Origin of the sequence: Sphingomonas rhizophila (assembly GCF_014396585.1) — a bacterium.
GTDB classification, from domain to species: Bacteria; Pseudomonadota; Alphaproteobacteria; order Sphingomonadales; family Sphingomonadaceae; genus Sphingomicrobium; species Sphingomicrobium rhizophilum.
Window position 1 is genome coordinate 1,014,702 of the sequence record NZ_CP060717.1, and the last position, 16,814, is coordinate 1,031,515.

Below are 16,814 nucleotides of genomic sequence, written 5' to 3' on the forward strand. Positions count from 1 at the left end.
ATCGAGAGGAAGTTTTGATGAAACATGCTGCGTTGACAGTCGTCCTGGCGTCGGGCCTGACTCTTTCGGCCTGTGCCACGGACCCGTACGGTTACAATAGTGATCCGACCACCCGTCGCGCCGCAACTGGCGCTGCGGTAGGCGGCGTAGCCGGCGCGGTGGCCGGTGCAGTCCTTCCGGGCGTCAACCCGGTCACTGGCGCGGTCGTCGGTGCGGTCCTCGGCGGTGTCGCCGGTGCCGTGATCAAGGGCCGTCAATATTATCGGGACACCCGTGGCTACTGCTATTATGTCGATAGCAACGGCAACCCGCACTACGACTATAACGTTCGCTGCTAGTACCTTAGCAACGACAGCTCAGACGGGGCGGAAGTCACCTTCCGCCTCGTCAAGCATGTAAAGTTGCCCTTCGCCGATCGAGAAGTGGCAGCCGACGAGCTTCATCACCCCCGCCTCCTCGCGCTCCGCGATGAACGGAAAGGTGCGTAAATTGATGAGGCTTTGGCGTATCGCCGCCTCCTCCAATTTTCGGGCACCCACCGCATTCACCCCGTACGAGTTCGCGATTTCCTGGGCTGGTCCTTCGATCTGCTCCATCCAGCGAGCGACGAAGCCGCCTTCGCCCTCCGGTGCTTCATTGAACACACCGCTCAGCGCAGCGTGGATCCCGCCGCATCGTTCGTGCCCGATCACCAGCACTTCCGGAACGTCGAGTTGCGTGACGGCGAACTCCAGCGCGGCCGACACGCCGTGGCGGCCGCCGTCAGCCTCGAACGGCGGCACCAGGTTGGCCACGTTGCGTACAACGAAAATTTCGCCGGGATCGGTGTCGAAGATGATGGCAGGGTCGACCCGGCTGTCTGAACAGGCGATAATGCAGGCGCGGGGCGACTGGCCTTCGGCAAGCTCGCGCCACTTGGCGGTTTCACCGGCGTAGCTATTGGTTCGAAAGCGGCGGTATCCCGCCAGCAGGTCTCCAAAACCTTCCATCGTCACCCCTCTTCGTTCGTCGGCGTCGCTATAAGCGCCGGAGCAGGGGTGGCAAGCAGACGCGCTAATCGCTATCTGGCGGCCACGATGAACGCACCGCTTCCTGTTCCGCCGATCGCGCCCAAGCAGCGCAAGCCCGACTGGATCCGCGTCAAGGCGCCGGTCAGCGAGGGCTATGCCGAGACCCGCCGCCTGATGCGCAGCCTCAACCTCGCCACGGTGTGCGAGGAGGCGGCGTGCCCGAACATCGGCGAATGTTGGACCAAGAAGCACGCCACGGTGATGATCCTGGGCGACACCTGCACGCGGGCTTGCGCCTTCTGCAACGTAAAGACGGGCATGCCGCGCGCCGTCGATCCGCTGGAGCCGCAGCACACCGCCGATGCCGCGGCGGCGCTGGGGCTGGAGCATATCGTCGTGACGTCGGTCGACCGCGACGACCTGCCCGATGGCGGTGCGTCGCAGTTCGTCAAGGTAATCGAGGCGCTACGCCGGACGACGCCGAGCACGACCATCGAAATCCTGACGCCGGATTTCCGCAACAAGCATGAGGCCGCGGTCGAGGCGATCGTCGCGGCGCGGCCCGATGTCTACAACCACAATCTGGAAACGGTCCCGAGGCTCTATCCGACGATCCGTCCGGGTGCGCGCTACTACGCTTCGCTGCGCTTGCTGGAGCAGGTCAAGAAGCTCGACCCGTCGATCTTCACCAAGTCGGGCGTCATGGTCGGCCTTGGCGAACAGCGCCTGGAAGTCCACCAGGTGATGGACGACATGCGCTCCGCCGGGATCGATTTCCTGACCATGGGCCAATATCTCCAGCCGACCCCGCGCCACGCCAAGGTCGAGGAGTTCGTGACGCCGGATGCGTTCAAGGCCTATGCCGCGATCGCGCGCGCAAAGGGATTCCTGCTGGTCGCCGCAACCCCGCTGACACGGTCGAGCTACCACGCCGGCGACGATTTCCGGAGAATGCAGGAAGCGCGGCAGACGCAACTGGCGCGGGCAGGGAGCACGGTCGCCTGATGCCTCGGCATAGCGAGACCAAGTTCCTTCCCTACACCCCGACCAGCTGTTCGACCTTGTTTCCGACGTCGAGCACTACGACGAGTTCCTGCCGTGGGTGGTCGCGGTCCGGTTGCGATCGTCCAGCGAGACCGAGACGGTTGCGGACCTGGTCGTCGGGTTCAACGCCTTCAAGGAACGCTTCACCAGCCGGGTGAGCAAGGAGCGGCCCAACCGCATCGTCGTCGACTATATCGAGGGCCCGTTGAAATATCTGAAGAACGAGTGGCGCTTCACGCCAGTCGAGGGCGGGACGGAAGTATTCTTCTCGGTCGATTTCGCCTTCAAGTCGCGGATTTTCGAGAGCCTCGCCGGGCAGATGTTCGACCGCGCCCTTCGCCGGATGACGTCGGCATTCGAGCAACGCGCCGCGGCGCTTTACGGCATCAGCAGCTCAAGCGCGCACAGCGCGGCCTGATGACGGACGCCTGACCGGCCGCCCGAGGCATCAAACAGCTTCTGGTCGGACTGGATTTCCTCCGGCGAACAGCCGCGAGTCGCCTTGGCGAAAACCACCGTCCCAACGGGCTTCGATGCCGTACCCCCGTCGGGCCCGGCGATCCCGGTGATCGCGACTGCCACGTCCGCTTGTGACGCCTCCAGGGCGCCGCGAGCCATTGCCCATGCGGTGGCGATGCTCACGGCGCCGAAGGTTTCGATGACGTCACTTCCGACGCCGAGCCGCCGGGTCTTGGAATCGTTGGAATAGGTGACGAATCCGCCGAAGAAGACGTCGCTGGCGCCCGGCACTTCCGTGATCGCGGCGCTGACCAGGCCGCCGGTGCAGCTTTCGGCGACGGCGAGAGTCAGCCCGGCATTCCTGTACGCCTCAACCACCGCACGGGCGCGGTCGACCAGGTCGGCAGGAAGGAGCGTGTCGGACATGTCTATCAGCCTATCGTAGTGCAAATCGTCAGGAAGCGTAACGTTCCCGAGTCGCAACGATGGAGGCGTCGACCGAGCTAGCCGGCTTTGGCGGGCAGCCGGACGGTGGCGACTGCTTGCGCCGCAATGCCCTCGCCGCGGCCGGTGAAACCTAGTCGCTCGGTGGTCGTTGCCTTGATGCTGACACTGGAGATCGGGAGGCCGAGGATTTCCGCCACTTTGGCGCGAATGGCTTCACGGTGCGGGCCAACCTTGGGAGCCTCGCAGATGACGGTGCAGTCGACATGGTCGATGAGGCCGCCATACTTGCGAACCAGCGAAGCGGCATGCTCCAGGAAGCGGTCGCTGCTCGCCCCTTTCCACTGCGGATCGGACGGCGGGAAGTGCTGGCCGATGTCGCCTTGACCGGCGGCACCAAGCAGGGCGTCGGTGATGGCGTGGAGGACGACGTCGGCGTCGCTGTGGCCGGCCAGCCCACGGTCGTGAGGGATGGCGATCCCGCCCATCATGATAGGCCCTTCGCCCGCGAAAGCGTGGACGTCGAAGCCCATGCCCGTGCGAGTGATCAGGCTAGCCGCTAACGTTGTTTCCGCGCGTCGCCAATCTTCGGCAGTGGTCAATTTGTCGAGCATGCTGCTTCCTTCCACCGCCGCGACCTTGAGGCCGGCGGCGACGAGCGCCGAGGATTCGTCGGTATATTTGCGGCCGCGCGTTTCCTCGATTGCGTACATCAGGTCCTCACGATGGAAAGCCTGGGGCGTCTGCACCCGTAGCAGCCGAGTGCGGTCGACCATCTGGTCAAGCGTTCCGACGCCACTGGCCACGGTGTCGGCGATGGCAAGGACGGGAACTGCACCTTCGTGATCAGCCAGTGCATCGAGCAGGCGATCGATGACGTCAGGTGGACAGAATGGACGGGCCGCGTCGTGAATCAGAATGACGTCACTCGTCACAGCGTCCAGGCCGGCGCGGACACTGTCCGCCCGTTCGGCACCGCCGATCAGCAGGCTGCCGACGTCCCGGCCGGTCAAGGCCCGTGCGGCCTCATCTTGCTGGCCTTCGCCGATCACGACGCGAACGCTATCGATGCGCGGATGACCAGCTAGTGCGTCGACCGCGTGCGCTAGCACCGATTTCCCGCCCAGCGCGCGATATTGTTTCGGCACTTCGCCGCCCATGCGGCTACCCGATCCGGCGGCGACGATGAGGGCGGTGACGGTCATGCGGGGCGCGCCTTGCCGCATGGTCCATGCTCCTGTAAAGGCGCGCCTTCCCATGAGCCTTGTCAAACCCATCTCGGTCGGACCCGTGACCATCGACGCGCCGGTCATACTGGCGCCGATGACGGGCGTCACCGACCTCCCGTTTCGCAAGCTGGTCAAGCGCTATGGCGCTGGCCTGACGGTGAGCGAAATGATCGCCAGCCAGGCGATGATCCGCGAAACGCGCCAGTCGCTGCAGAAGGCAACTTGGGATCCGTCTGAGGAGCCGGTCTCGCTCCAGCTCGCAGGCTGCGCGCCGGTCGAGATGGCCGAGGCCGCCAAGCTCAACGAGCAGCGCGGCGCCGCGATCATCGACATCAACATGGGCTGCCCGGTGAAGAAGGTCGTCAATGGCGACGCCGGCTCCGCACTGATGCGCGACTTGCCGCTGGCGGCTTCGATCATCGATGCCACGGTCAAGGCGGTGAAGGTCCCGGTGACGCTGAAGATGCGCATGGGTTGGGATCACCACAGCCTTAATGCCCCGGAACTCGCGCGGATTGCCGAAGATCTGGGTATTCACATGATCACCGTGCATGGCCGCACCCGCTGTCAGATGTACAAGGGCAGCGCCGACTGGTCGTTCGTGGCGAACGTCAAGCAGGCGACGCGGTTACCGGTGATCGTCAACGGCGACATTTGCAGCCGTGAGGACGCCCGCGAGGCGCTTCGTCAGTCCGGCGCTGACGGGGTCATGATCGGTCGCGGCGCTTACGGTCGGCCGTGGCTGCTGGCGCAGGTGATGAGCGACCTGGCGGGTGGCGGCGAACGCCCCGATCCGTCGATGGACGAGCAGCTCGACGTGATCCTGGAGCAGTATGACGCCATGCAGGCGCTCTACGGTGTCCATACCGGGGTCAATCTCGCCCGGAAGCATATTGGCTGGTATACCAAGGGGCTGACCGGATCGGCCGAGTTCCGCAACCGCGTCAACACTTATGACGATCCGGGCCAGGTCAAGGCCGCCCTGCGGGAGTTCTACGCGCCCTGGCTGTCGCGAAGCGCGGCCTGAGGCCTCACCGCAAGACTGTGTTTTTTATGCAACGCGTCCGTGCTAGTCCGGACGCGAATGGATGCGCCTCGTACTGATTCTAAGCCGGCGAACGGAGTAGTCCGCCGTATTGCCGACTGGGCCGACAAGGTCCGGTCGAACGAGGACATGTTCAAGCTGGCGACGATCGGGTGCGGCGTCCTGGTCGTCATCATGGTTGCGCTGACCGTCTCCCTGCTCAACCAGGAATCGGCGCCAGGCTCGTTCATCTCGCCGGTGCTGATTGCCTTCCTGCTCATTGCCAACCTGATTCCGGCCATCGCGCTGATGGTATTGCTGGCGCGGCAACTGGCGCGGGCCCAGGCCGAGCGGCGCGGGATGGGGACCGGGCGTCTGCACACGCGACTGGTCGCGCTGTTCTCGGTTATCGCCGCGGTGCCGACCGTGCTGGTCGCGATTTTTGCATCGCTGCTCATCCAGTCCGGTTTGGAATTCTGGTTTTCCAATCGCGCCCGGGGCATGCTCGAGAACACCGTCCAACTGGCGCAGAGTAGCTACGATACCGAGGTTGAGCGCGTGCAGAGCAATACGCTCGCCGCGAGCACCGATCTTGCCAATTACCTGCGCGAACTGCCGATCGACGATCCCCGCTTCATCGACGCCTTCGGACGGCTGCAGGTTTACCAGCGCAACCTATCGGAGGCGATCATCTTCACCGTCGGCGTCGACGGGCAGATCAGGACACTCGCCCTGGTCGATCCGTATGACCGCGCGCTCGACAAGGTGATCACCGCAGAGAAGATCGGCGAATTGAGGACCAAGGACGTCGTCTCCCTGAATTCGTCCGACCGGATCGGGGCGATGACCAAGCTCGACTATGGACCGTCGACCTACCTTTACATGTCCCGTGTCTTCGATCCGCGCTTCAGCGAGACGATCGAGCGCGGGCGAAGCATCCTGTCGGATTACCGCGACCTCGTCAGCCGCAGTCGCGACAACCAGTTACGCTTCAACTTCGCCCTCCTGCTCGGCGCGCTGATCATTGTCGCCCTAGCGATCTTCACGGCGCTGCGATTGGCGGATCGTTTGCTGAAGCCGGTCGGCGAACTGGTCGACGCGGCAGGCCGGATCGAGGAAGGCGACCTGTCGACCCGTGTCACCGTGTCCCCGCCTGCCGACGAGATCTCCATGCTTGGCACTGCCTTCAACCGGATGACGGGGAGGTTGCAGGAGCAGACCGGGGCATTGATGTCGGCCAATGCGCAGCTGGAGACGCGCCGCGCCTTCATGGAGGCTGTCCTGTCCTCGGTCACGGCGGGCGTAATCGCGCTCGACACCGACCAGAACATCCTGCTCATCAACCGGTCGGCCGAACTGTTGCTCCACAAACAGTCCGAGGAACTGGAGGGGAGGGCGCTCGACAGCGTTTCGCCCGAGCTTAAGGAATTCATGAGCGGAGAGACGCGCGAGGCGACCGTCAGCCTGCCGGCCGCGGGCGGGCAGCGAACCCTGGCGGTCAAGCGCATGCGCTATGCCGACGGGGGCGTGTTGACCTTTGACGATATTACCGAGCAACTGAGCGATCAGCGCCGGGCGGCCTGGTCCGACATCGCCCGGCGCATCGCGCACGAGATCAAGAATCCTCTAACTCCCATCCAGCTTGCGGCAGAGCGGCTGCAGCGACGTTACGGCGCGGAAATCAGCAGCGATCCGGACACCTTCACTCGCCTCACGGAAACCATCGTTCGCCAGGTCGGCGACCTTAGGCGAATGGTCGACGAATTCTCCAACTTTGCTCGGATGCCCAAACCCGTCTTCGAGAGCGCCGACATCCACGAGATTGCGCGTTCGTCGCTGTTCCTTCACGAGGTCGCGCACCCCGGGATCAATTTCTCGATCGAACCGGCCCAAGGGCCGATCGTCATGGTGTGCGACCGGCGGCAGCTTGCCCAGGCCCTGACCAACCTGGTCAAGAATGCGGTCGAGGCGATCGAGGCCCGTCGCAATCGCGGTGAGACCATGTCCGGCGGCGATCTGGTCGAACTCCAGATGCGGCGTGAAGACGACCAGCTGATCATCGACCTGTTCGACAATGGTACCGGCCTGCCCGAGGATCGCGAGCGACTGACCGAACCCTATATGACGACCCGTGTCCGCGGCACCGGTTTGGGGCTGGCCATCGTCAAGAAGATCGTCGAGGAACATCTGGGAGAGATCGCTTTCCTCGACCGGAAAGGCGGCGGGACGCACGTGCGGATCGCGTTCGACGCCGAGCGACTGGCGGCACTGGAAGATGCGGGGGACGACAGGGGGGATGAGGCCGAGGGTCATGAACCATCGGCGGACGATGTGAACGATGTGGAGCCGACGTAATGGCGCTTGAAATACTGGTGGTCGACGACGAGGCCGACATTCGCGAGCTGGTGTCGGGTGTGCTCGAGGACGAAGGCTATTCGGTTCGAACCGCTGCTGACAGCACGACGGCGCTGGAGGCCATCGAAGAGCGCCGGCCGAGCCTGGTACTGCTCGATGTGTGGCTTCAGGGCTCCAAGCTGGACGGCTTGCAAATGCTGGAGCAGGTCAAGCATCGCGATCCGTCGCTCCCGGTGATCATGATCAGCGGCCACGGCAATCTCGACACGGCGGTCGCCGCGATCCGGGAGGGCGCGGTCGACTTCATCGAAAAGCCGTTCAAGGCCGACAAGCTGCTCCACCTTGTCGCTCGGGCGACGGAAACCGACCGCCTTCGCCGGGAAAATGCGCAGCTTCGAGCCGCCGTCGGTAGCGACGATTCGCTTTCCGGATCGTCGGTGGCGATCAACACGGTCAGGGCAACGCTCAAGCGGGTGGCGCCGACCGGCAGCCGCGTGATGATCACCGGGCCGGCGGGCGTTGGCAAGGAAATCGCCGCGCGGATGATCCATCAGTGGAGCCCTCGCGCCGGATCGCCCTTCATCGTCGTCTCGGCGGCAATGATGAGCCCGGACCGGGTCGAGGAAGAACTCTTCGGGTCGGAACAGGACGGGGTCGCACGGCCGGGCCTGCTGGAACAGGCGCATGGCGGAACCCTGTTCCTCGACGAGATCGCCGACATGCCGCTGACGACTCAGGGCAAGATCCTGAGAGTCCTGACGGACCAGAGCTACACCCGGGTGGGCGGCCAGCGGCCCGTGAAGGTCGATGTCCGCGTTCTGTCGGCGACGTCGCGAAATCTTTCCGACGAGATCGCCGCCGGACGCTTCCGCGAAGACCTCTATTATCGGCTGAACGTCGTGCCGGTGCGCATTCCCTCGCTGCGCGAACGGCGCGAGGATATTCCCGAACTCGTGAACCACTTCCTTGCGCGATACGCGGCTGAGCGGCGGGTGCCGTCTGCGGAAATGTCGAGCGACGCAATGGCGGCGCTTCAGGCCCATGACTGGCCGGGCAATGTGCGCCAGCTTCGGAACATCATCGAACGGACGATGATCCTGACACCGGGCGACAGGGTGGGTTGCATCGAAGTCGATCTGTTGCCGTCGGAGGTGCTCGACACGCAAGGGACGATCAACGTTCCAAGCACGTCGATGGCCATCATGGGCTCGCCGCTGCGTGAAGCGCGCGAGAGCTTCGAGCGCGAATATCTGAAGATCCAGATCCGCCGATTCTCCGGCAACATCTCGCGAACCGCCTCGTTCATCGGGATGGAGCGATCGGCGTTGCACAGGAAGCTCAAGGCGCTCGGCCTTGGCGACAAGCGCGAAGGTGAGGAATAAACAGAACGATGGCCGACAAAGCACCTAGCTTGCAGGATATTTATCTCAACGAGTGCCGCCGGTCGAAGGCCCCTTGACCGTTTTCCTGGTGAAGGGCGTCAAGCTTCAAGGCATCCTGACCTGGTTCGACGCGTTCTCGATCCTCCTTCGCAGGGACGGGAATTCGCAGCTGATCTACAAGCATTCGATCTCGACGATCATGCCGGCGACGGCACCGGTACTCCCAGCGACCTCGAAGGAATCGGGGAAGGGGCGTCCGGCCCTGCAGGACGTTTTCCTGGCCGCCGCGGAGCGGACTGATGATCCAGTGACGCTGTTCCTGATCAATGGCGTCATGCTGCAGGGGAACGTTGCCGGGCATGACCAGTTTGCCTTGTTGCTCGCCCGCGGGGGACAGTCGCAACTGGTCTACAAGCATGCTGTTTCGACCATCCAACCGGCGCAGCCGCTCGACCTGGGCGGCGGCGAGGATGACGGAGAAACCAACTGAGCCTGTTTGAACGACGTGACGAAGACGGCGTAACCCGCGGGGAGAGGGCGCTAATCGTCCTGCCCGACATCAGCGGCGGGAAAGAGCTGCGCTCCGTCGATGCGCGACTAGAGGAGGCCGCGGGCCTGGCCGAGGCGATTGGCATCGACGTCGTGGCACAGCGCGCTTTCCGCGTCCGCGCGGTGCGTCCGGCCAGCTTGTTCGGGAAGGGACAGGCGGAAGAGATTGCCGAGTCCGCGGCCGCGCACGAGGCCAAGTTGTTGATCGTCGATGCCGGCCTGACCCCGGTCCAGCAGAAGACGCTGGAGGAAATGACCAAGTGCAAGGTCATCGACCGCACCGGACTGATCCTCGAGATTTTCGGCGAGCGCGCCGCGACCGCCGAAGGCCGGATGCAGGTCGAGCTTGCGCACCTGGATTACCAGGCCGGGCGCCTGGTCCGGAGCTGGACCCACCTTGAGCGGCAGCGCGGCGGCTTCGGCTTCCTCGGCGGACCCGGCGAAACGCAGATTGAGGCCGACCGCCGGCTCATCCGCGACCGGATGGCGAAGATCCGCCGGGACCTGGATCAGGTGAAGCGGACGCGCACGCTGCATCGGGATCGGAGACAGCGTGCGCCGTGGCCGGTGATTGCTCTTGTCGGATACACCAACGCCGGCAAATCGACGCTTTTCAATCGAATGACGAGCGCCTCGGTGATGGCCGAAGACCTTTTGTTCGCGACGCTTGACCCGACCATGCGCGAGATCCGGTTGCCGGGGTTCGACAAGGCGATCCTGTCGGACACCGTCGGGTTCGTGTCAGACCTGCCGACGCAGCTGATTGCGGCGTTTCGCGCAACGCTGGAGGAAGTCGCCTCGGCCGACCTCATCCTCCATGTTCGCGACATCGCGCATCCCGACAGCGAAGCACAGGCGGCGGACGTAGCCGACGTCCTCCAAAGCCTCGGCCTCGACGAACCGGGGAGTCCGCCGCGCCTGGAAGTCTGGAACAAGATCGATTTGCTTGCCGGCGACGATCGCGAGGCACTGCTTAACGAGGCAGCGCGGCGCGATGACGTGGTCACCATCTCGGCCTTGACCGGTCTTGGCATGGAGGAACTGCGAAGCACCATCGCTGCGCGTCTCAATGCCGGCGACGAGGTCCGGGATGTGCGGCTTCCAGCCAGCGACGGTGCACGCCTTGCCTGGCTTCACGCGCGGGGCCAAGTGGTGCGCCAGGAGGCTGATGGCGACCAGCTTCAGCTATCGGTTCGTCTCAGCCCGGCCAATTGGGCTCGCTACGAGGCGCTCTGAGCCTGCTTGCAGGCAACCCACAACTCTTCCTTTTCGTCCAACGTCATCTCGGCAAAGCCCGGGGCGCATTCGATCGTTCGAAAGCGCCGTTCAAACTTACGATTTGCCTTGCGCAAAGCCTCTTCGGGATTAATCTTCAGATGACGTACGAAGTTGGCGACGGCGAAGAGCAGGTCGCCGGCTTCTTCTTCAAGTTCGTCGGGTGAGGCCTGTTCGATCTCGCCTAGTTCCTCCACGATCTTGGCCTTGGGACCCTCGATGGTCGGCCAGTCGAAGCCGGTTCGAGCCGCGCGCTTTTGCAGCTTCACGGCTCGTTCCAGGGCCGGAAGGGCGGAGGCGATCCCGGCAAGCGCGCTCTGGTCGCTGTACGCGGCGCGTTCGTCGGCCTTCAAAGCTTCCCAGCCCGGACTGGCATCGGCGTCGCCGAAGAGGTGCGGGTGGCGGCGTTCCAGCTTGTCCGAAATGCGGGACAGGACATCGGTCAGGTCGAACGCGCCGACTTCTTCCGCCATGCGGGCATGGAACACGACCTGAAGCTGGAGATCGCCAAGTTCGTCCTCCAAAGCATTGAGGTCGTTGTTATGGATCGCCTCGGCGACCTCATAGGCTTCCTCGATCGTGTAAGGGGCAATGGTGGCGAAGGTCTGCACGCGATCCCAGTCGCAGCCACGTTCCCGATCGCGCAGCCGCGCCATGATCGCGACCAGACGTTGCAGCGCCTCGCTTTGATCCTGCGTCCGAATATCGCAAGCCTTTGAGGGGGCTGGTTTTTCCAAGCTTGTCCGCTCCGATCCATAAGTCTGATAATATGCATTATGTAAAGTAATTAGGCGAACATCGACGGATCACGGCTCCAGAACAAGCCATCTCCCCTCGACACCCCAACGCTTTAACGACGACAGGTAATTCATGCCGAGGACGTTCATGTCGTCCGTTTCAGCGATGTGCAGGCCGACGTTGCGGCGTTCGATCGAGGCGATCCGCAGTTCGTCCGCACGGCCGGACGATACCTTGATGATGCCGTTCCCGGTCCGGACCATCTGGTCCGCGGCACCCACCGAGACCTTGGCACGCTGCGCCGTCTGGCGATCGATCGTCGTCATCGTCGCTCCGCTATCGACCAGGAAGCGCGCCGGAATGCCGTTGACGGAGCCTTGCAGCCAGAAATGGCCGTCAATCGCCATCGGGATCCGGACCGCACCGCCCTCGTCATCGACTAGGGGTGCGCCGGTGGCCTCGGCTCTCAATCGTTCGCCGACGTATGCCAGGTCATCGCGAAAGCTGAAAATGACGAAGCCGGCCCCAAAGATAGCGACCCACGCCAACAGCATCGTGAACAGCTTGGCGATCGGCTCGCGGCGATTGATGAGCGCGCCGAGCACCAGCATCATCGCCATGAGGAGGTACAGGCTGCCGAGCATCACATCGTTGGTCACCAGCCAATCTCCATGCCGTCGAACGCCGGCGCGGCCCAGTCCGGCAACTCATTACGCAAGGTCGCATAATCCATGCTGTTATCGAGATGAGTTAGCCACAAAGCACCGACTTTCAACTCCCGAGCCCATCCCAGCACCGCGTCCAAATGCGCGTGAGTGGGATGCGGACGGCGGCGGAGGCAATCGCAAATCCAATGGTCTGCGCCTTCATACAGGGTGGCCATGTCATCGGTTAAGTCATGGAAGTCGATGGCATAAACCAGGGACTTCGTGCCCTCGTCCAGTCGGATGCCGAGCGAAGTGATCCCCCCGTGAGGCTGATCGACCAAGCGGAGCGACGCCCGTCCGAGATGGGAAAGCTCGCCGGCCGCCCTGCCCTCAACCACCGCCGGGTAGAGGGGTGTGCCGCGGAAAATGTAGCCGAAGCGTTGCTCGAGCCGCCCGAGAACGTCGGCCCGGGCATAGAGCGGCACCGGTTTCCCGAGGGCTTGGGCGACCTGGCGCAGATCGTCGATGCCGTGGCAATGATCGGCGTGATCATGGGTGATGATGACCCTGTCGACAGATGGCCTGTCTGCGGCGTTCATCTGCTCCCGAATATCAGGACCGCAGTCGATCAGTGCCGCTTCGCCGCCGCTTTCGACCAAGATAGACGACCGCGACCGACGATTGCGCGGGTCCGCGGCATCACAAACGCCCCAATCGTTCCCGATGCGGGGAACGCCCGACGACGTCCCGCACCCGAGAATGCGGACTTTCACGCCGCCGCTTTGTCGAACAATTGAAAGAAATTAGCGGTCGTTGTTCTGGCGATCTGTTCCGGACTTTCCCCGCGCAGCTCCGCGACGAAGGCGGCCGTGTCGGCCACGAACGCGGGCTCGCAGGTCTTTCCCCTGTGCGGGACGGGCGCAAGAAACGGGGAATCCGTTTCGACGAGCAGTTTTTCCGACGGTATCGTTCTCGCGGTGTCCTGCAGGTCCCGGGCGTTCTTGAACGTCACAATTCCGGATATCGAGATAAAGAATCCGAGATCGAGCGCAGTTCTGGCAAGGTCCGCGCTGCCGGTGAAGCAGTGCAAGACCCCCTCACCTCGCCTCTGCCGACCTCGCGGGCGAGGATGTCGGCAGTGTCGTCTTCTGCGTCGCGGGTATGGACGACCAGCGGCAGGCCCGTCGCACGCGCTGCCTCGATATGGGCCTGGAAGCGCTCAAGCTGGGCCGCGCGGTCGGACTTGTCATAGTAATAGTCGAGACCGCATTCCCCGATCGCCACGACCTTCGGATGGGCGGCAGCGTCGATCAGCGCAGCGGCACCAAGATCCGGATGGGCATCGGCCTCGTGTGGATGCACCCCGACCGTCGCCCAAACATCGGCGTTGCGCTCTGCGGTGGCGATGATGTCGACCCATTCGCGTTGACGGGTGGAGATGTTGAGGAAGCCCGCAACACCGCGCGCCCGCGCAGCATCCAGCACCTCACCCTGTCGCTCGACCAGTCCTTCGTAATTGAGATGGCAATGACTATCGATCAAAGTCACGCTGCGGCCTCCGCCAGTTCGAGACGCGGGAACACCGGTTGGGGTTGCGTCAAAGGCTCGCCCGAGCGCGCGCCGGCAATGACCGCGCGGAGCTTTGCGGCTGCCGTGGGCACGACCGGCTCGACAGCTTCAGCCAGGCGGTCGACGGCGGCGACGATCGTGCCGAGGACCGCAGCCATCCGTGCGGGGTCGGTCTTCTTGAGCGTCCACGGCGCCTGCGCGTCGACATACTGGTTGCAGGCGAAGACCGCCGTCATCCAGGCCTCGAGCCCGGCCGCGAAGGCGAGCTGTTCGAACTCGGACGACAGCGCCGCGCACGCGGCGTCGACCTGGGCAAGCAAGGCAACGTCCGCCTCACCCTGCCCAACGTCAGGAAGAACGCCATCCAAGTTCTTGAAAATCATCGACAAGGAACGTTGGGCCAGATTGCCGAAGCTGTTGGCCAGTTCGGCGTTGCAGCGCGTGACGAGCGCTTCCTCTCCAACACTTCCATCCTGGCCGAAGCTGACCTCGCGGAGGAGGTAATAGCGCAGCGGGTCGACACCATAGCGCTCGACCAGCTCAAGCGGTGCCACGGTGTTGCCGACGCTCTTTGACATCTTTTCGCCGCGCGCGAGCAAATGGCCGTGACCATAGACGAGTTTGGGCAACTCGATGCCGGCCGACATCAGGAATGCCGGCCAGTAAACCGCGTGGAATCGAACCACATCCTTGCCGATCAGGTGGCAGTCCGCCGGCCAGTAGCGGTCGAACCGCTCGCCGCCGTTTGGATATCCGACGCCGGTGAGGTAGTTGGTCAGGGCATCGAGCCAGACATACATGACGTGCCCCGGGCTGCCGGGCACCGGAATGCCCCAGTCGAAGCTGGTTCGGGAGACGCTGAGATCCTTCAGTCCACCTTCGACGAAACGAAGGACTTCGTTGCGGCGGCTCGACGGCTGGATGAACTCCGGGTGCGCGGCGTAATGGTCGAGCAATGGCTGCTGATACTTCGACAGGCGAAAGAACCAGCTTTCCTCGACCGTCCATTCGACCGGCGTGCCTTGGGGCGAGAGGCGCTCCCCTTCCCCGCCGTCGATCAGTTCTTCCTCGTCGTAGAAGGCTTCGTCGCGGACCGAATACCAGCCCTCATAACGATCGAGGTACAGGTCACCCCGTTCTGCCATGGCTGACCAAATCGCGGAACTTGCCGCGTAATGGTCGGGATCCGTCGTGCGAATGAAGCGGTCATACGACACGGCCAGGACGTCACACATATCCTTGAACTTAGACGACATTTCCCCGGCCAAGTCCGCCGGCGAAACACCCTTGCCCCGCGCCGCCTGCGCCATCTTCAGGCCATGCTCGTCGGTGCCCGTCTGGAAATAGACGTCGCGTCCCTGGGCCCGGCGGAAGCGGGCGGCGACGTCGGCGGCGATCGCCTCATAGGCATGGCCGATGTGGGGTTCGCCGTTGGGATAGCTGATCGCGGTGGAAATATAATAAGGCTCGGCCATAGGCGCCGCCCTAGCCGCCGCCGCCTATCGCTTCAAGGCGAGGTCGGCGAGGATGGAGCCAAGGTGGAACACCGTCATTCCCGGATCCAAGGTCAATCGTGGGGCTAGAGACGCCGTCTCCCGCGCCTTTCCGTAAGCGTGAATGGCGCGGTTCCGGCGTGCCGCATCGAAGTTGCGGGCCTCACGCGCGATCAGCGACGGAACCAGGTCGAGGAAAGCCGCGTAGCGCTCGGCGCTGGCCTTTCCGGACAATTGACCGGCAAGTGCGGAGCGCCGAGCGTTGGTTGGGTCGCCTTCGGTCATGATGGTCAGCGCCGCTTGCTCGAGCGAGGCAAGGTCGAGCGTTGCGGCACGCTGCGCCCGTCCGGCGGAGCCTCCGGCCAACCCAGCGGCCGCGCGGATCTGGGCCGGATTCTTGTCCGGAAATTGGTGACTTAGCAGTGACGTCATGGCGTCGTCGCCCAACGTGTCAAAGTCGAGGCGACGGCAGCGCGAGCGAATGGTCGGAAGCAGCCGGCCCGGCGCGTGAGCAACGAGGAAGAACAGCGTGTTTGCCGGAGGCTCCTCGAGCATCTTGAGGAGGGCATTGGCTGCTGACGCCTCCAGATCGTCCGCGGCGTCGATCACGATCGCGCGCCATGGACTGATCGACGGGGTGACGGCCAGCATGTCACCAAGACCGCGGATTTGCGCGACGCTGATGTTACGCGCCAGACCGCCGGTCGGCCGTTCGAGCCGCTCGACGAAGCGGAAGTCGGGATGGCTGCCGGCCGCGATCAACCGCATGACCGAATGATCGTCGGGAACGCTGAGCCCGTCGCCGCGCACCGGCCCGGCCGCATCGGCAAGGACCCGCGACGCCGCCGCTCTCGAAAAAGTCGCTTTACCGACCCCTCGCGGTCCGGCCAGCAGCCAGGCGTGATGCAGCCGCCGCTTTTGCCAGGCGGCCAGGAATTGATCGACCGCGCGGTCCTGGCCGAGGATCACGGCAACAGGTCGCCCAAGGCGTAGAGCAGCCGGGCGGTGACCGTGGCAGGGTTGCCACTGGCATCGATCAGCTTGACCCGGTTCGGCTCCTTTGCCGCCATCGCCCGGAACCCTGCGTCCACCGCAGCGTGATAGGACGGCGGCCGCGAACCGATACGATCGCCGGCATGGCCATCGCGGCTCCGCGCCCGCGCTCCCGCTTCCGCCTCGGGCAATTGCAGTACCAGGGTCCGATCCGGGACGAAGTCGAGGCTGCCGAAGCGGTGGAGATCGCGAACCGCCTCGATGCCCAACGCCGCTGCCTCGCCTTGATAGGCAAGGCTGCTGTCGAGGAAGCGGTCGGTAAGCACCCACGTACCGGCCGCCAGCGCCGGTTGGATCGTCTTTTCGCAATGATCTGCACGGGCGGCAGCGAACAGCAACGCTTCCGCCCGTGGGCTCCAGCGGCCTTCCTCGCCTTCGAGCAGCAATTTGCGAATCGCCTCCGCCCCCGGACTTCCGCCCGGTTCACGCGACACCAACACCTTGAGCCCGCGCCCTTCCAGCGCAGCGGCGAGCGCGGCGACCTGGGTCGATTTGCCGACCCCCTCGCCTCCCTCAAGGCTGATGAAGCGACCGCGGGCCAAG

Annotated in this window: 16 protein-coding genes and 2 pseudogenes; 8 read left to right on the top strand and 10 right to left on the bottom strand. The window is 64.1% G+C overall.

The features are described from left to right. The first annotated feature begins 17 nt into the window (after positions 1-17). Complete coding sequence (locus H9L12_RS04960) at positions 18-338, top strand: YMGG-like glycine zipper-containing protein (RefSeq protein WP_187542868.1); 321 nt, start codon at positions 18-20, stop codon at positions 336-338. Between the two features lie 18 nt (positions 339-356). Here H9L12_RS04960 and H9L12_RS04965 read toward each other — a convergent pair whose 3' ends face one another. After that, complete coding sequence (locus H9L12_RS04965) at positions 357-989, bottom strand: carbonic anhydrase (protein ID WP_187542869.1); 633 nt, start codon at positions 987-989, stop codon at positions 357-359. Between the two features lie 87 nt (positions 990-1,076). Between H9L12_RS04965 and lipA the strand changes: the two genes are divergently transcribed. Next, positions 1,077-2,015, top strand: a complete 939-nt coding sequence (gene lipA, locus H9L12_RS04970) for a lipoyl synthase (protein ID WP_187542870.1) — start codon at positions 1,077-1,079, stop codon at positions 2,013-2,015. After that, positions 2,015-2,472, top strand: a pseudogene (locus H9L12_RS04975) (type II toxin-antitoxin system RatA family toxin). The gene lipA and the pseudogene H9L12_RS04975 overlap by 1 nt, the downstream one beginning before the upstream one ends. On the opposite strand, the gene H9L12_RS04980 reads toward H9L12_RS04975, so the two are convergent. Both H9L12_RS04980 and H9L12_RS04985 read right to left on the bottom strand, forming a co-directional pair. Beyond that, positions 2,433-2,939 (bottom strand): CinA family protein, encoded by a 507-nt coding sequence (locus H9L12_RS04980; protein ID WP_187542871.1) that lies wholly within the window; start codon positions 2,937-2,939, stop codon positions 2,433-2,435. The pseudogene H9L12_RS04975 and the gene H9L12_RS04980 sit on opposite strands and share 40 nt — an antisense overlap. A 77-nt stretch (positions 2,940-3,016) precedes the next feature. Next, positions 3,017-4,162 (bottom strand): bifunctional 2-C-methyl-D-erythritol 4-phosphate cytidylyltransferase/2-C-methyl-D-erythritol 2,4-cyclodiphosphate synthase, encoded by a 1,146-nt coding sequence (locus H9L12_RS04985; protein ID WP_187542872.1) that lies wholly within the window; start codon positions 4,160-4,162, stop codon positions 3,017-3,019. 52 nt (positions 4,163-4,214) lie between these two features. On the opposite strand from H9L12_RS04985, the gene dusB reads away from it, so the two are divergent. The 5 genes from dusB (at position 4,215) to hflX (ending at position 10,732) form a co-directional block, all read left to right on the top strand. Then, entirely contained in the window at positions 4,215-5,213 is a 999-nt protein-coding gene (dusB, locus tag H9L12_RS04990) for a tRNA dihydrouridine synthase DusB (protein ID WP_187542873.1), read from the top strand. Between the two features lie 147 nt (positions 5,214-5,360). Then, complete coding sequence (locus H9L12_RS04995) at positions 5,361-7,565, top strand: sensor histidine kinase (RefSeq protein ID WP_187542874.1); 2,205 nt, start codon at positions 5,361-5,363, stop codon at positions 7,563-7,565. Next, positions 7,565-8,947, top strand: a complete 1,383-nt coding sequence (ntrX, locus tag H9L12_RS05000) for a nitrogen assimilation response regulator NtrX (RefSeq protein ID WP_187542875.1) — start codon at positions 7,565-7,567, stop codon at positions 8,945-8,947. The genes H9L12_RS04995 and ntrX overlap by 1 nt, the downstream gene beginning before the upstream one ends. Before the next feature lie 73 nt (positions 8,948-9,020). Continuing rightward, positions 9,021-9,437, top strand: coding sequence for an RNA chaperone Hfq (hfq, locus tag H9L12_RS05005; protein WP_343060494.1), 417 nt, complete (start codon positions 9,021-9,023; stop codon positions 9,435-9,437). After that, positions 9,434-10,732 (top strand): GTPase HflX, encoded by a 1,299-nt coding sequence (gene hflX / locus H9L12_RS05010; protein ID WP_187543165.1) that lies wholly within the window; start codon positions 9,434-9,436, stop codon positions 10,730-10,732. The genes hfq and hflX overlap by 4 nt, the downstream gene beginning before the upstream one ends. Here hflX and mazG read toward each other — a convergent pair. The 7 genes and pseudogenes from mazG to tmk form a co-directional block, all read right to left on the bottom strand. Beyond that, complete coding sequence (mazG, locus tag H9L12_RS05015) at positions 10,717-11,427, bottom strand: nucleoside triphosphate pyrophosphohydrolase (protein ID WP_187542876.1); 711 nt, start codon at positions 11,425-11,427, stop codon at positions 10,717-10,719. The two genes, hflX and mazG, sit on opposite strands and share 16 nt — an antisense overlap. Before the next feature lie 150 nt (positions 11,428-11,577). Continuing rightward, complete coding sequence (locus H9L12_RS05020) at positions 11,578-12,168, bottom strand: retropepsin-like aspartic protease family protein (RefSeq protein ID WP_187542877.1); 591 nt, start codon at positions 12,166-12,168, stop codon at positions 11,578-11,580. Then, on the bottom strand, positions 12,165-12,929 hold the full coding sequence (locus H9L12_RS05025; protein ID WP_187542878.1) for an MBL fold metallo-hydrolase: 765 nt from the start codon (positions 12,927-12,929) through the stop codon (positions 12,165-12,167). The genes H9L12_RS05020 and H9L12_RS05025 overlap by 4 nt, the downstream gene beginning before the upstream one ends. After that, a pseudogene (locus H9L12_RS05030) lies at positions 12,926-13,704 on the bottom strand (TatD family hydrolase). The gene H9L12_RS05025 and the pseudogene H9L12_RS05030 overlap by 4 nt, the downstream one beginning before the upstream one ends. Continuing rightward, positions 13,701-15,200: a methionine--tRNA ligase gene (gene metG / locus H9L12_RS05035; protein WP_187542879.1), complete on the bottom strand. Its 1,500-nt coding sequence runs from the start codon at positions 15,198-15,200 to the stop codon at positions 13,701-13,703. Before metG ends, H9L12_RS05030 begins: the two are co-directional and overlap by 4 nt. Before the next feature lie 24 nt (positions 15,201-15,224). Next, the gene (locus tag H9L12_RS05040) at positions 15,225-16,187 is read right to left on the bottom strand and encodes a DNA polymerase III subunit delta' (protein WP_187542880.1); all 963 of its coding nucleotides are present in this window, start codon (positions 16,185-16,187) and stop codon (positions 15,225-15,227) included. Then, a complete protein-coding gene (gene tmk / locus H9L12_RS05045; RefSeq protein WP_187542881.1) occupies positions 16,184-16,813 on the bottom strand; it encodes a dTMP kinase in 630 nt (209 codons plus the stop codon). Before tmk ends, H9L12_RS05040 begins: the two co-directional genes overlap by 4 nt. Between the last annotated feature and the right edge of the window lies 1 nt (position 16,814).

Coding starts and splice junctions, on each gene's coding strand:
- lipA (WP_187542870.1), top strand. CDS start 1,077: ATGAACGCACCGCTTCCTGTTCCGCCGATCGCGCCCAAGCAGCGCAAG.
- ntrX (WP_187542875.1), top strand. CDS start 7,565: ATGGCGCTTGAAATACTGGTGGTCGACGACGAGGCCGACATTCGCGAG.
- H9L12_RS04980 (WP_187542871.1), bottom strand. CDS start 2,939: ATGTCCGACACGCTCCTTCCTGCCGACCTGGTCGACCGCGCCCGTGCG.
- dusB (WP_187542873.1), top strand. CDS start 4,215: ATGAGCCTTGTCAAACCCATCTCGGTCGGACCCGTGACCATCGACGCG.
- metG (WP_187542879.1), bottom strand. CDS start 15,200: ATGGCCGAGCCTTATTATATTTCCACCGCGATCAGCTATCCCAACGGC.
- H9L12_RS04965 (WP_187542869.1), bottom strand. CDS start 989: ATGGAAGGTTTTGGAGACCTGCTGGCGGGATACCGCCGCTTTCGAACC.
- H9L12_RS04960 (WP_187542868.1), top strand. CDS start 18: ATGAAACATGCTGCGTTGACAGTCGTCCTGGCGTCGGGCCTGACTCTT.
- mazG (WP_187542876.1), bottom strand. CDS start 11,427: ATGGCGCGGCTGCGCGATCGGGAACGTGGCTGCGACTGGGATCGCGTG.
- H9L12_RS04995 (WP_187542874.1), top strand. CDS start 5,361: ATGTTCAAGCTGGCGACGATCGGGTGCGGCGTCCTGGTCGTCATCATG.
- H9L12_RS04985 (WP_187542872.1), bottom strand. CDS start 4,162: ATGACCGTCACCGCCCTCATCGTCGCCGCCGGATCGGGTAGCCGCATG.